The following is a 13212-nucleotide window of genomic DNA, read 5'->3' as shown; positions in this document are numbered from 1 at the left end:
GCTCCGCGCGTCAATATCCGCAGCCTGCATCGCCGCATCGCATTGCGCGCACGAAAAGACAGGAGCCGCGGGCATCGAGGGGGCGTAACCCATGACTGCACTTGCATCTGACGCCGGTCGCGCGAAGGGTGGGATCGTGCCGATCCTGTTGTGCGTCGTGCCGTTCAGCCAGATTCCACTCGATGCCTACACGCCCGGCCTGCCGCAGATGGTGGTGGATCTTTCCGCCGATCCGGCGTCGATGCAGAACACCGTCACCGCCTACATGCTCGGCATGAGTCTGGCACTCGTGCCAGTCGGCATCGCCTCCGATACGCTGGGGCGCCGCAACGTCCTGCTCGCAGGGCTATCGGTGCTCATCGCGATGAGCATTGCCTGTGCGCTCGCCGCCAGCGCCTCGCTGCTGCTCGCGCTGCGCTTCCTGCAAGGCGTCGGCGGCTGCACCTGTCTCGTCGTCGCCTACGCGGTCGCGGCCGATTGCTTTCGCGGCCGCGAGCTCACCGCAATCTCCGGCCTGCTTGGCGCGGCTTGGGGGCTCGCGCCCGTGCTTGCGCCGGCGGCCGGCGGCTTCATCGTCGAGCTGACGTCGTGGCGCGGAGTGTTCGTCATCATCGCCATTGCCGCGGCGATCGTCGCCGCGATCGTCGTGCTGCTGCTGCCCGAAACCTTGCCGGCGGATCGCCGCGCGCCGTTCGATCCGCGCCGCACCGCCGGCATCCTCCGCGAGGCGCTGGTCCGTCCGGGCTTCCTGGCCTTCGTGCTGGTCTTTGCCGCTACCGCCAGCGCGCAGCTGGCGTTCGGCGTCGTCGCGCCGTTCTTCTACCAGACCGGCCTCGGTTATTCGGCGGCCATCTACGGCCTCGTCGCGCTCGGCCTTGGCGGCGTCAATCTCGCCGGCGAGCTCGGTTGCGCGCATTTCGCGCGCGTCATGCCGGCGCGCGCGCTGGGCTTCGGCGCCTTCGCGCTGTTTCTCGCAGGCTCCGCGGTCCTGACCGCGACCGGCATGACCATCGGTCTCGATTTCGCGTCGATCACGATTGGCGGCGCGCTGGTGCTCGGCGGCTGCGGCGTCCTGTGCCCGATGATGTACGGCATGGCGCTCGGCCTGTTCGAGCGTGATCACGGCCTGATCGGCGGCCTCATCAGCGCGCTCTGCTACCTCGCGGTGAGCGGTGCCATGGCGATCGCAGCTGTGCTGCCTGAAGCAACGCAGGCGCCGATCGGCTGGCTCTATCTCGGCCTCTGCACTGTTGCGGGCACGCTGCTCGCGATCTCGCTGCCCGCTGCGCGCCACGCCACACAGACTTAAGGAAGGAACCAGTTCATGACCACCGTCGGTATTCGCGGCACGTTCTTCGACTTCGTCGACGATCCCTGGAAGCACATCGGCAACGAGCAGGCCGCCGCGCGCTTTCACCAGGACGGCCTCATGGTCGTCACCGACGGCGTCATCAAGGCGTTCGGCTCCTATGACAAGATCGCCGCCGCTCATCCCGGCGTTGAGATCACCCACATCAAGGACCGCATCATCGTTCCGGGCTTCATCGACGGCCACATCCATCTGCCGCAGACCCGCGTGCTCGGGGCCTATGGCGAACAGCTGCTGCCGTGGCTGCAGAAGTCGATCTATCCCGAGGAGATCAAGTACAAGGACCGCAACTATGCGCGCGAAGGCGTGAAGCGTTTCCTCGATGCACTGCTCGCCGCCGGCACCACCACCTGCCAGGCCTTCACCAGCTCCTCGCCGGTCTCGACCGAAGAGCTGTTCGAGGAAGCGGCTCGCCGCAACATGCGCGTGATCGCGGGCCTTACCGGGATCGACCGCAACGCGCCGGCCGAATTCATCGACACGCCCGAAAACTTCTATCGCGACAGCAAGCGTCTCATCGCGCAGTACCACAACAAGGGGCGCAACCTCTACGCCATCACGCCGCGCTTCGCCTTCGGCGCCTCGCCGGAGCTGCTCAAGGCGTGTCAGCGCCTCAAGCACGAGCATCCGGACTGCTGGGTCAACACCCACATCTCCGAGAACCCGGCCGAATGCAGCGGCGTGCTGGTCGAGCATCCGGACTGCCAGGATTATCTCGGCGTCTACGAGAAGTTCGATCTGGTCGGTCCAAAATTCTCCGGCGGCCACGGCGTCTATCTCTCGAACAACGAATTCCGCCGCATGTCGAAGAAGGGCGCAGCGGTGGTGTTCTGCCCGTGCTCGAACCTGTTCCTCGGCAGCGGCCTGTTCCGCCTCGGCCGCGCCACCGATCCCGAACATCGCGTCAAGATGTCGTTCGGCACCGACGTCGGCGGTGGCAACCGCTTCTCGATGATCTCCGTGCTCGACGACGCCTACAAGGTCGGCATGTGCAACAACACGATGCTCGACGGCAGCATCGATCCGGCGCGCAAGGACCTCGCGGAAGCCGAGCGCAACAAGCTCTCGCCCTATCGTGGCTTCTGGTCGGTCACGCTCGGCGGCGCCGAAGGCCTCTACATCGACGACAAGCTCGGCAATTTCGAGCCCGGCAAGGAAGCCGATTTCGTCGCGCTCGATCCGAACGGCGGCCCGGTCGCTCAACCCTGGCACCAGTCGCTGGTCGCCGACGGTGCCGGTCCGCGCACGGTCGATGACGCTGCGAACATGCTGTTCGCCGTCATGATGGTCGGCGATGATCGCTGCGTCGACGAGACCTGGGTGATGGGCAAGCGTCTCTACAAGAAGAGCTGAAGCGGGCGCGATGAACGGATCACCCGATATGGCCGGCCAGCCGGTCGCCCTCGTCATCCAGCGCCGCATCGCCGACGAGGGCTTTGCCGCGTTCGCGCGGTGGAACGGCGAGGTCGGCGAGGTGCTCAAGGCGTGGCCCGGCTTCCTCGGCCAGGAGGTGGTGCCGCCGCAACCGCCGGCGCATTTGGACTGGGTGACGATCCTGCGCTTCGCCAGCCCGGCCGCGGCGCGCGCCTGGCTTCAGAGCGAGGTGCGGGCGAAGCTGATTGCGGAGATACAACGCTTCTTCGTCGGGTCGGAGGATGTCCATATTCTGCCGGACACCGGCGTGCAGCGCGACAGCGCGGTCTCCGCGGTCATCTCCTTCAAGGTACCTGACGGGCTCGAGGATGCATTCCTCAAATGGCAGCAGCGCATCCAGGCCGCGGAAGCCGAGTTCAAAGGATTTTTGCGGCACAAGATCGAGCGGCCCATTCCGGGCCTGCACGATGAGTGGATCGTCATCCTGTCGTTCGACAGCGACGCCAACCTCAATGCCTGGCTCGACTCGCCGTTGCGGCAGACCCTGCTCAAGGAGGGCGCGCGCTTCAACGCCGGCATGAACGTGAAGCGGGCGAGCTACGGCTTCAATTTCTGGTTCCCGGCCGGCAAGACGCCGGCGCCGGAGCAGGGCCCCGCGCTGATCTGGAAGAGCAACCTCATCGTGCTGCTGGTGCTCTATCCCGTGGTCTACCTCTGGGGCTATTTCATCAGCCGGCCGCTGATCGACAGCCATGGTGTGCCGGTCTGGCTGTCGCTGTTCGTCGGCAATCTCGTGAGCACCCAGCTGCTCGGCTGGTGGCTGGTGCCGGCCGCCTTCAGGGCGCTCGACTGGTGGGTGACGCCGAAGGCGGCGCTCGGCCGCCAGATCGCGGGATACGCACTGCTTGCCGCGCTCTACGCCGCGTCGATGGGCCTGTACGCGCTGCTGCTCGCGTGGCATTGGGGACGGTAAGACCGTCCACCGTGCGGGCCGCTCCGGTGCTGTCGGGAAGAGCGGCGGTCTCTGGACACTGACGCGCATGTTCGCCCTGACTTTTCTCGGGACCTCGGCCAGCGTTCCCTCGGCGGAACGCAACCATCCCGCCCTCCTGGTGGAGGCCGCGGGCAAGCGCATCCTGATTGATTGCGGCGAGGGCACGCAGCGCCAGTTGCTGCGCAGCGGCGCCGGCTTCCGGCGGCTCGATCGCATCCTGCTGACGCACGCTCATCTCGATCACGTGCTCGGCATCCCCGGTCTCTTCTCGACGCTGGGCTTGCGGCAGACCTCGGACGTGATGACCATTCATGGCGGCCCTGGCACGCTCGACATCGTCATGCGGCTGCTGGCGGGTCTGTGGGGCCCGGGCAGGGCGCCGATCCCCGTGGAGTTCGCAGCCCTGACCGAAGGCCAGGTCATCGATGCCGGCGACTTTACCATCGACTGCTTTCCGGTCCGCCATCGCGACACCGACAGCTTTGGCTTCTCCTTCCAGAGCCCAGCACGTCGCCACCTTCAGCCCGACCGCCTCGCGTCGCTCGGTGTTCCGGACGGTCCCTTGCGCGGCGAATTGGCTCAAGGCCGACCGGTCGTGATCGAAGGCGGCCGGACCATTGATCCGGAGGACGTCCTGGGGCCGCCGAGCGGCGGCCGGAAGCTCGTTGTGATCGGTGACACCGAGACCACCGAGGCGCTGTCGCAATACGTCGCTGACGCCGACATGCTGGTGATCGAGGCGACGTTCCTCGACCGCGACGCGCCGACCGCGCGGGACTATGGCCACCTCACCGCAGCAGAAGCGGCGGCCTTTGCGACCGCGAACAATGTCGGGCAGCTCGTGCTGACCCATATGTCGGGACGTTACGAGGACGAGGAGATCTTGGCCGAGGCGGCAAGGATCTTCCCGAACAGCCGGATCGCCGCCGACTTCGATCACGTCGTCGTCTAGTCGCAGCCCTCAGCCCGACAATCCCGACTTGATCGCGATGTCCTGCACTTGGCGCGTCACCTGCATCAGCCGCGGTAGCGCCTGGTCGCGAAAGGCCGGCATGTCCATGCGCATCGCGTCGATGGTGACGCTCAATCCCCCGATCACGACACCCTGGGCGTCGAAGATCGGCGTCGCAAGCGTACGCAAGCCATAGGCGTTCTCGCCGTCGGAGACGGCATGGCCTTTCTTCCTCACCAGATCGAGCCGGGCGAGCAGGGCATCGAGATCGGTCAGCGTTCGCTCCGACAGCTTGACGCGAGGGCGCGCTTCCAGTCGCTCGATCTGTTCGTCCCGCGCCAGATGCGCCAGCATGACATGGCCGAGCGCGGCGCTGTAGGCAGGAATGCGCGACCCCGGCCGCCGATCCATCTTGTGACGGTCGAGGCCGGCGCCGATGCGCGCGAGATAGATCACGTCGCCGCCGTCGAGGATGCCGAGCGAGGCCGCATCGCCCACCTCAGGCACGAGGTCGCGCAGCAGCGGCTCGACGATGGCTCGCAGTGACCCGTGCGACAGCACGGTGTAGCCGAGGTCGAGACAGGCGAGACCGAGGCGGAACCGACGGCTCTGCGGAACCGGCTGGAGATAGCCGAGCTCGATCAGGGTCTGGATCAGCCGGAACGCGGTCCCGCGATCGAGATCGGCGCGTGCGGCAACTTCACTCAAGGTGAGCTCGAAGGCCTCGCTGGTGAAACTCCTGAGCACGGCAAACGCCTTGCCGACGGAAGCGACATAATTCTTGGGATTCTTTGGGCTAGCTTCAGGTTTGCGCTTAGCGGCCCTCTTTTGGACCTTGGCCATGCTCGAATGCCCCCGTCATGACAGCATCACCCTTGACGCAGGGGCGCGCTGATTTTACTGACAGCATCAGCAAATAACAAATGTTCGCATTCCGAACAATATCGATTTGGCGACCGGAGGAAGTTTTGTCGACATCATCGCTGCACCCTCATGGCGTGTTCTGCGCCGCGCTGACGCCGCTCGACGCCGAGCTCACCCCCGATCATGCGCGCTTCGTGGAACATTGCCGCTACCTTCTGGATGAGGGCTGCGACGGCATCGCGCTGCTCGGCACGACCGGCGAGGCCAATTCCTTTTCCGTTGCTGAGCGCACCGCGCTGCTTGAAGCCGTGGTGGCCGCCGGCATCGCGCCGCAGCGGCTTCTGCCCGGCACCGGCGTTGCCGCGCTCACCGAGACCATCGCGCTGACGCGTCACGCGCTTTCGGTCGGCGTCGACACCGTGGTGATGCTGCCGCCGTTCTACTACAAGAACGTCAGCGATGACGGCATCTACGCCTCCTACAGCGAAGTGGTGCAGCGCATCGGTGATGCGCGCCTGAAAGTCGTGCTCTACCACTATCCGCAGATGTCGGCGCAGCCGATCTCGCATGCGCTGATCGAACGGCTGCGCAAGACCTATCCGGCCGTCTTCACCGGCATCAAGGATTCGTCCGGCGATTTCGCCAACATGACCGCAACGGTGGAGCGCTTCCCCGGGTTCGCGGTCCTGGGCGGCGCGGACCCGTTGATGCTGCCGTTGCTGCGCAAGGGCGGCGCGGGCTGCATCACAGCCACTTCCAATCTCGTCGCGCGCAGTCTTGCCTATGTCTACAAGCACTCTCGCGACAGCGACGACGATGCGGCGCTCAAGGCGGCGCAGGCGCGCATCGTGAAGGCGCGCGAGCTGGTCTCGCGGTTCCCGCAGATGGCATCGCTGAAGGCGCTGGTGGCCGAGCGTACCGGTCATTCCGGATGGCAACGGCTGCGACCGCCGCTGGAATCGCTGCCGCCGGCTCAGGTGAAAGAGCTGCTCGCGGATGCTGCTGCATTCGCCGCCGCCACCGTCTAGACTTGGCGCGGGCGGCGAGGCGATCCGATGTCCGATTCTTTCCAGGATGCGTTGGCCGGGCTCGCTGATATCGTCGGCGACAAGCACGTCATCGCGTCCGGGCCCGACCTGGAGCCCTATGTGATGGACTGGCGCGGGCGCTATCACGGCCGCGCCGTCGCGGTGGTGAAGCCCGGCTCGACCGCCGAGGTCGCCTCCGTCGTCAAATTCTGCGCGGCAAGGCAGCTCGCCATCGTGCCGCAGGGCGGCAACACCGGCATGTGCGGCGCGGCGACGCCGGACGATCGCGCGGGCAATGTCGTGATCCGGCTCGACCGCATGCGGGCCGTGCGCGACGTCAGCCCGCTCGCCAACACGATCACCGTGGAGGCCGGCTGCATCCTCGCCGAGGTGCAGAACGCGGCCCGAGACGTCGATCGCTATTTTCCCTTGAGCCTCGGTGCCGAGGGCTCCTGCCAGATCGGCGGCAACATCTCGACCAATGCCGGCGGCACCGCCGTGCTGCGCTACGGGCCGATGCGCGATCTCGTGCTCGGCCTGGAGGTCGTGCTGCCCGACGGGCGCGTCCTCAACGGCTTGCGCGCGCTACGCAAGGACAACACGGGTTACGCACTCAAGCAGCTCTTCATCGGCGCCGAGGGAACGCTCGGCATCGTCACCGCGTCGGTGCTGAAACTGTTCGCGCCGCCGCGCAGCTCGGCTTTGGCGTTGTTGAAGTTGCAGGGTGCGGAGCAGGCGCTCGAGATCATGCAGCGCCTGCGCGGTGCTGTCGGCGACCGGCTCGGCAGCCTCGAGATCATGTCGCGGTCGCAGATCGAGGCGATCGCGAAGACCGTGCCGCATGTCACGATCCCCTTCGAACTGACGACGCTGTGGTATCTGATCGTCGAGCTGACCGACACGCTCGCGGGCGTGGACCTGAACGAGCCGCTGGCCGCGGTGCTGGCGGAGGCGATGGAGGCGGGGCTTGCCGAGGACGCCATATTGGCCTCCAGCCTGGCGCAGGCGAGGGCCATCTGGGCGGTCCGCCACAGCGTGTCCGAAGGCAACAAGCGCAGCGGTTATGTGGTGTCGCATGACAGCGTCGTGCCGCTGGAGCGCCAGGCGGCCTTCGTCAACAATGTCGAGGCCCGGATCAAGGCCGCCGTGCCGCATGCGAATGTGGTCATGCACGGCCATATCGGCGACGGCAACATCCATGTCGTGGCCTTGATAGATCGCGTGCATTGCCAGCACCCGGATGCGACGGCCAGGCTGGTGGCCGAGATCAATGAGATCGTCGACGACGAGACCGCGGCGCAAGGCGGGGCCATCAGCGCCGAGCACGGTATCGGGATCACCAATCGCGGCCGGCTCGCCCGCGTTGCCGATCCCCTCGACATCGAGCTGATGCGCGGCATCAAGCAATTGCTCGATTCGAATGGCCTGATGAATCCGGGCAAGATTTTTGCCGCGGGAGGCGTACGGCGATGACGAGCGTTCGCCTGCTTGCCGACGACCTCACCGGAGCGCTCGACACCGCGGCGGAGTTCGTCGGCCTGTGCGGACCGTTCGACGTCACCTGGCCGGAAGCGCCAGCGGCGCAAGGCTCCCGGAGCCTTGCGATCGACAGCGGCACGCGGGAACGCTCCAGGGCCGAGAGCGTCGAGATCGTCGAGCGGCTGGCGCCGCAACTGCGCGGGGCGACGATCGGCTACAAGAAGGTCGATAGTCTCCTGCGTGGTGCGTGGGCGGCAGAGCTCGGCGCCTGCCTGCGCAGCGGCCATTGGGCATCTTGCGTGGTTGCGCCCGCCTTCGACTATCAGGGGCGCCGTACCGTCGATGGCCAGCAATTCGCGCGCACGGTGCAGGGCGAGTGGCATCGCGTCGGCGACAATCTTCTCGCCCAGTTGCAGCTCGAGGGTATCGAGGCGCGGCAGGGGCAGGCTGATACGCTGGCGCAGGCCGGCGTTCAGGTCTTCGATGCCGAGAGCGACATCGATCTCGATCGTGTCGTGGAGATGGGACGGCGCATGCCGGGGCCGGTGCTGTGGTGCGGAAGCGGCGGATTGGCCGGGGCGCTCGCCCGGAGCCACCGTGCCGATGCGCCGAGCCAGCTGAAGCTGCCGGTGCTGGGGCTGTTCGGTTCCGACCAGCCCGCCACGGCGTCGCAGCTCGCCGCATGCGGCGAGGCGACCATCGCGCTTGCGGAAGGCGAGGGCGCCGCGTGCGTCCAGCGCAAGCTCGCCGGTGACGAAATCGCATTGGTCAAATTCTCTCTCGCCGAAGGCCTGACGCGCGCCGAGGCGGCGCGGCGGATCGCGCGCGAAATGACGGCGCTGATCGCGGCGCTCGAACAGCCCGGCACATTGATCGTCGCCGGCGGCGAAACCCTGAAGGCCGCATGCGTCGCCCTCGGCGCGCATGCGCTCCAGGTGACGGGGCGTATCGTTCCGGGGTTGCCGCGCTCGATCCTGCAAGGCGGTCGCTGGGCCGGCGTTGACGTCGTCTCGAAGTCCGGCGCATTCGGTCCCAGCGAGCTGTGGCGCGACCTGCTCCGGGACAATCATTTGCTCAGAATGGAGAGTCCGACATGACCTCTCGTCATCTTGCCATCACCATGGGCGATCCGGCCGGGATCGGGCCGGAGATCATCGTCAAGGCCTGCCTCGGGCTGAAGGATCGGATCGCGACGGGCGATCTGCGCCTGCTGATCATCGGCAGCGGCGCGGCGCTGGATGGCGCGAAGGCCGCGCTCGGTACCGACGTTGCGATCCCGCTTGTGTCGGCGGACGATCGCGAATGGCCCAACCTCTGCTACCTGCAAGCCGACGCCGAGGGAGACCCGATCAAGCCGGGCGTGCTCAGCGCCGATGGAGGCCGCTTCGCCTACAAGGCGATCGAGCAGGGCGTGCGTCTGACCCAGGCGGGCCGCACCGCGGCCATCGTCACGGCTCCGCTCAACAAGGAAGCGCTCAACAAGGCCGGCTATCATTTCCCCGGCCACACCGAGATGCTGGCTCACCTGACCGGCGTGCGCGGCTCGGTGATGCTGCTCGCCCACGGCAACATGCGCGTCAGCCATGTTTCGACCCATGTCGCGCTGGAGGACGTGCCGAAGCGTCTGACGCCGGAGCGGTTGCGCCTGGTGATCGACCTCACCAACGATGCGCTGCGCCGGCTCGGCATTGCCAAACCGAAGATCGCGATCGCGGCGCTCAATCCGCATGCGGGCGAGGGCGGCCTGTTCGGCCGGCAGGACATCGATGTGTCGGCGCCGACGATCGCCAAAGCGGTCGCCGACGGCCTTGACGTCGTCGGCCCCGTGCCGGGCGACACCATCTTCGTCAAGCTGCGCGCCGGCCAGTTCGATGCGGCGGTCGCGATGTATCACGACCAGGGGCACATTCCCGTCAAGCTGCTCGGCTTCCAGGTCGATCCTGCGACCGGCCGCTGGCAGGAACTCTCCGGCGTCAACATCACGCTGGGCCTGCCGATCATCCGCACCTCCGTCGATCATGGCACCGCCTTCGACATCGCCGGCAAGGGCATCGCCAACGAGCACAGCCTGATCGAGGCCATCGACTATGCCGAACGGCTGGCCGCTGGCGCTTCCGCATCCAAATCATGAGATCGACCGCGCGATGACCAACGCCTTCACACCCATCGAAATCCAACGTCCCACCATCCTGGAGTTCGGCAACGGCACGATCACGGCTGCGGCACGCTTTGCCGAGCGGATCGGCGCCAGGCGGCCGCTGGTGATTTCCGATCCGTTCAATGCGCGCCGCATCGACATGCTGGCGTTGCCGGGTGCGGTGAAGGTGTTCGGCGACGTCAAGCCCGAGCCGGACCTGCCCAATCTCGAGAAGGCCGTGGCGATGGCGCGCGAGGCCAAGCCCGATCTCGTGGTCGGCTTCGGCGGCGGCAGCGCGATGGATCTCGCCAAGCTGGTCGCGGTGCTCTGCACTTCCGACGTGGCCTTTGCCGACATCGTCGGGCCGGAGAAGGTGGCCGGCCGCAGCGTGGCGCTGATGCAGATACCGACCACGTCGGGCACCGGCAGCGAGGCCGGCACCCGCGCGCTCGTCACCGATCCCGTCAGCCAGAACAAGCAGGCGGTGCAGAGCCGCTTCATGCTTGCCGATATCGCCATCGTCGATCCGGACTTGACCATGACCGTGCCGAAGGAGGTCACTGCGGCCACCGGCGTCGACGCGCTCGCGCATTGCGTCGAGGCTTACACCAGCCGCAAGTCGCATCCGACGATCGACCTCTATGCGCTCGAGGGTGCGCGGCTGGTCGGGCGCTATCTCAAGCGCGCGGTGGCCGACGGCGGCGACCGCGAGGCGCGCGCCGGTCTTGCCCTGGCTTCGCTCTATGGCGGCTATTGCCTTGGGCCGGTGAACACCACCGCCGGCCATGCGGTGGCCTATCCGCTCGGCACGCGCCATCATATCGCGCACGGGCTCGCCTGCGCGGTGATCTTCCCGCACACGTTGGCCTTCAACATGCCGGCGGTCGAGGCCAAGACGGTCGCGGTGCTCCGGGCGCTCGGACTGCGGGAGCAGGGCGATGCGAAACGCGCGTTCGACGCAACTTACGAGTTCTGCAAGAATCTCGGTATCGAGATGCGGCTGTCCGCGCTCGGCGTGCCCAGGAACGATCTCGGCGTGATGGCCGACGAGGCGCGCGCCATTCGCCGCCTGCTCGACAACAACCCGCGCGATCTCGGCCGGGATGCGATCCTGAACATGTACGAGGTCGCGTTCTAGCTATCCCTGCCGCGCGTGGCAGCCAATCAACAACACGTAAAACAGAGGAAACTTCGATGAGATCGATGTGGCTTGTTCTTGCCTCGGTCATGCTGCTGGCGACGTTGCCGGCGAAGGCGCAGGACGGCTATCCGTCCAAGCAGGTGACGGTGATCGTTCCCTTCGCCGCCGGCGGCACCGCCGACATCTTCGCGCGCATGGTCTCCAACCATTTGCAGATCAAGCTCGGCAAGCCCTTCGTGGTCGAGAATGTCGGCGGCGCCGGCTCGATCCTCGGCGTGACGCGGCTGGCGAAATCGGCGCCTGATGGCATCACGCTCGGCCTTGCCAGCACGTCGGCGCTCGCCATCAACCCCTCGCTCTATGGGCCGAAGCTCAGCTACCAGCCGGACAAGGATCTGGTGCCGATCGCCCAGATCAGCATCGTGCCCAACGTTCTCGTCGTGAACCCCAACAAGATCAAGGCGCGCACCGTGCCGGAGCTGATTGCCTATCTGAAGGCGAATCCGGACAAGGTCTCGTTCGGCTCGGCCGGCGTCGGCACCTCGCAGCATCTCGCCGGCGAGCTGTTTCAGCAGATGACCGGCACCAGGATGGTGCACGTGCCTTACAAGGGCTCCAGCCAGATGCTGACGGATCTGCTCAGCGGCCAGATCGATCTCGCCTTCGACAATGTGCCGCTGCTGCTGCCGCAGGTGAAGACCGGCCAGCTCGCGATGCTTGCGACCGCAACGCCCAAGCGTGCCGTGTTCGATCCGGAAGTCCCGGCCGTCGCCGAATTCCTGCCCGGCTTCGAGGCGGTCGCCTGGCACGGTTTCTTCGTCCCCGCGGGCACGCCGAAGCCGATCGTCGAAAAACTCTCGACCGAGATCCGCGCCTTCATGCAGCAACCGGAAACGGTGCAGAAGATGGCCGAGCTCGGTGCGGCTGCGGTGGCGGTGGATTCGGAGCCGTTCGCTGCCTACATCGCCGCGGAGACAGCGCGCTGGAAGAAGGTGATCGAGGCGGCGAACATCAAGCTGGAATAGGTGGGGACTCTCAAAGAGCCGACTACCCTTTCGGCTCCTTGTAGCTGCATGTGACGCCGACGGAACCATCCTTGTCGTGCCTGAGCTCCGGGCTCGAGACGGTCACGGTACGATTGGGATTCGCAAAAAGCTCGCGCATATGGATCATCAGCGCGCTGTCATCCAGCGTCAGCAAGCGTCCGGGCGCGAGTGGCCCACCGGATGATGCCCGCGCCATGCAGTATCTGAAATCTACCGAGCCATAGGCCGGAAGCGCGGACATGTTCCCGCTGGGCGGATCTGTCGGCCGCTCCACGATCCACTCCACCGACGATCCGAGTGGCCGGATCACGCCCGGTGGCCGGGCGAGAAATGAGCGAAATTCGCCGGTGCTCTGGTTCTTGATGAAGAAGAGAATGAACTGGTCCATCCGGGTTACGGGCAGGCCGGTCGTTCGCAAGCTTCATTTCCTCTTTCCGGAAGCCGATCGGTCCGCCGATCAGATCGACAACGTGGCCCCGGCGTAGAGCCGGGCCGATCCCTTTGGCGGTCAACAGCCCCGTGCACCGCCGCGCTTGCCAGCCCGGAGCCGAGCGGGTAGAACGCTGCCACGCCTGAGCCGTGATTTGCGCCAAACGCGCTTCCGGCCACAGTCGGACAAATCATTAAGTCATTGATTTTGTTCGACTATTCCGTTGGGGAATGGTGTAACGGTAGCACAACAGACTCTGACTCTGTTTGTCTTGGTTCGAATCCAGGTTCCCCAGCCAATTCCGGGCGCGTTTCCCAATGATTGCTCTGCTCGGGGGCCGCACCATTTGCGAAGCCCGGCTGGCCGCGCCGCCGCTCGCGACGGTTTGCCTCATCTGA

12 protein-coding genes and 1 tRNA gene are annotated in these 13212 nt (G+C 66.2%); 11 read left to right on the top strand and 2 right to left on the bottom strand.

The genetic code is table 11. The annotated features are described in order from the left end of the window. Nucleotides 1-91 precede the first annotated feature (91 nt). The 4 genes from E4K65_RS09140 (at nt 92) to rnz (ending at nt 4689) form a co-directional block, all read left to right on the top strand. Nucleotides 92-1309 (top strand): multidrug effflux MFS transporter, encoded by a 1218-nt coding sequence (locus E4K65_RS09140; RefSeq protein ID WP_135173867.1) that lies wholly within the window; start codon nt 92-94, stop codon nt 1307-1309. A gap of 15 nt (nt 1310-1324) precedes the next feature. Further along, the gene (guaD, locus tag E4K65_RS09135) at nt 1325-2722 is read left to right on the top strand and encodes a guanine deaminase (RefSeq protein WP_135173866.1); all 1398 of its coding nucleotides are present in this window, start codon (nt 1325-1327) and stop codon (nt 2720-2722) included. A 10-nt stretch (nt 2723-2732) separates the two neighbouring features. Then, nucleotides 2733-3716 carry an antibiotic biosynthesis monooxygenase gene (locus tag E4K65_RS09130; RefSeq protein ID WP_135173865.1) on the top strand — a complete coding sequence of 328 codons (984 nt, stop codon included), beginning with the start codon at nt 2733-2735 and terminating at the stop codon, nt 3714-3716. 67 nt (nt 3717-3783) lie between these two features. Then, a complete protein-coding gene (gene rnz / locus E4K65_RS09125; protein ID WP_135173864.1) occupies nt 3784-4689 on the top strand; it encodes a ribonuclease Z in 906 nt (301 codons plus the stop codon). Nucleotides 4690-4698: 9 nt separating this feature from the next. On the opposite strand, the gene E4K65_RS09120 is transcribed toward rnz, so the two are convergent. Further along, on the bottom strand, nt 4699-5532 hold the full coding sequence (locus E4K65_RS09120) for an IclR family transcriptional regulator (RefSeq protein ID WP_135173863.1): 834 nt from the start codon (nt 5530-5532) through the stop codon (nt 4699-4701). Nucleotides 5533-5657: 125 nt separating this feature from the next. Here E4K65_RS09120 and E4K65_RS09115 point away from each other — a divergent pair, with 125 nt between their 5' ends. From E4K65_RS09115 to E4K65_RS09090, 6 genes are read left to right on the top strand one after another with little or no spacing between them, the layout of a single operon-like run. Beyond that, a complete protein-coding gene (locus E4K65_RS09115) occupies nt 5658-6581 on the top strand; it encodes a dihydrodipicolinate synthase family protein (protein ID WP_167770667.1) in 924 nt (307 codons plus the stop codon). 27 nt (nt 6582-6608) lie between these two features. Beyond that, entirely contained in the window at nt 6609-8054 is a 1446-nt protein-coding gene (locus tag E4K65_RS09110) for an FAD-binding oxidoreductase (RefSeq protein ID WP_135173862.1), read from the top strand. After that, nucleotides 8051-9157 (top strand): four-carbon acid sugar kinase family protein, encoded by a 1107-nt coding sequence (locus E4K65_RS09105; protein WP_135173861.1) that lies wholly within the window; start codon nt 8051-8053, stop codon nt 9155-9157. Before E4K65_RS09110 ends, E4K65_RS09105 begins: the two co-directional genes overlap by 4 nt. After that, nucleotides 9154-10191, top strand: a complete 1038-nt coding sequence (gene pdxA / locus E4K65_RS09100; RefSeq protein ID WP_135173860.1) for a 4-hydroxythreonine-4-phosphate dehydrogenase PdxA — start codon at nt 9154-9156, stop codon at nt 10189-10191. The genes E4K65_RS09105 and pdxA overlap by 4 nt, the downstream gene beginning before the upstream one ends. Beyond that, the gene (locus tag E4K65_RS09095) at nt 10148-11335 is read left to right on the top strand and encodes an iron-containing alcohol dehydrogenase (RefSeq protein WP_135173859.1); all 1188 of its coding nucleotides are present in this window, start codon (nt 10148-10150) and stop codon (nt 11333-11335) included. The genes pdxA and E4K65_RS09095 overlap by 44 nt, the downstream gene beginning before the upstream one ends. Nucleotides 11336-11391: 56 nt before the next feature. Continuing rightward, nucleotides 11392-12363 carry a Bug family tripartite tricarboxylate transporter substrate binding protein gene (locus tag E4K65_RS09090; RefSeq protein WP_135173858.1) on the top strand — a complete coding sequence of 324 codons (972 nt, stop codon included), beginning with the start codon at nt 11392-11394 and terminating at the stop codon, nt 12361-12363. A gap of 22 nt (nt 12364-12385) precedes the next feature. On the opposite strand, the gene E4K65_RS09085 is transcribed toward E4K65_RS09090, so the two are convergent. Next, entirely contained in the window at nt 12386-12772 is a 387-nt protein-coding gene (locus tag E4K65_RS09085) for a G1 family glutamic endopeptidase (protein WP_135173857.1), read from the bottom strand. 266 nt (nt 12773-13038) lie between these two features. Here E4K65_RS09085 and E4K65_RS09080 point away from each other — a divergent pair. Then, nucleotides 13039-13112, top strand: a tRNA-Gln gene (locus E4K65_RS09080). Nucleotides 13113-13212: the final 100 nt, after the last annotated feature.

The organism is Bradyrhizobium niftali (genome assembly GCF_004571025.1).
GTDB classification, from domain to species: Bacteria; Pseudomonadota; Alphaproteobacteria; order Rhizobiales; family Xanthobacteraceae; genus Bradyrhizobium; species Bradyrhizobium niftali.
The sequence above is the reverse complement of the archived record's forward strand: the minus strand, read 5'-3'. Positions and strand labels throughout refer to the sequence as shown.

Bases quoted from the DNA above. Each gene is read 5' to 3' on its own strand.
- E4K65_RS09140 (WP_135173867.1), top strand. From the start codon at position 92: ATGACTGCACTTGCATCTGACGCCGGTCGCGCGAAGGGTGGGATCGTG.
- guaD (WP_135173866.1), top strand. From the start codon at position 1,325: ATGACCACCGTCGGTATTCGCGGCACGTTCTTCGACTTCGTCGACGAT.
- E4K65_RS09130 (WP_135173865.1), top strand. From the start codon at position 2,733: ATGAACGGATCACCCGATATGGCCGGCCAGCCGGTCGCCCTCGTCATC.
- rnz (WP_135173864.1), top strand. From the start codon at position 3,784: ATGTTCGCCCTGACTTTTCTCGGGACCTCGGCCAGCGTTCCCTCGGCG.
- E4K65_RS09120 (WP_135173863.1), bottom strand. From the start codon at position 5,532: ATGGCCAAGGTCCAAAAGAGGGCCGCTAAGCGCAAACCTGAAGCTAGC.
- E4K65_RS09110 (WP_135173862.1), top strand. From the start codon at position 6,609: ATGTCCGATTCTTTCCAGGATGCGTTGGCCGGGCTCGCTGATATCGTC.
- E4K65_RS09105 (WP_135173861.1), top strand. From the start codon at position 8,051: ATGACGAGCGTTCGCCTGCTTGCCGACGACCTCACCGGAGCGCTCGAC.
- pdxA (WP_135173860.1), top strand. From the start codon at position 9,154: ATGACCTCTCGTCATCTTGCCATCACCATGGGCGATCCGGCCGGGATC.
- E4K65_RS09095 (WP_135173859.1), top strand. From the start codon at position 10,148: ATGCCGAACGGCTGGCCGCTGGCGCTTCCGCATCCAAATCATGAGATC.
- E4K65_RS09090 (WP_135173858.1), top strand. From the start codon at position 11,392: ATGAGATCGATGTGGCTTGTTCTTGCCTCGGTCATGCTGCTGGCGACG.
- E4K65_RS09085 (WP_135173857.1), bottom strand. From the start codon at position 12,772: ATGGACCAGTTCATTCTCTTCTTCATCAAGAACCAGAGCACCGGCGAA.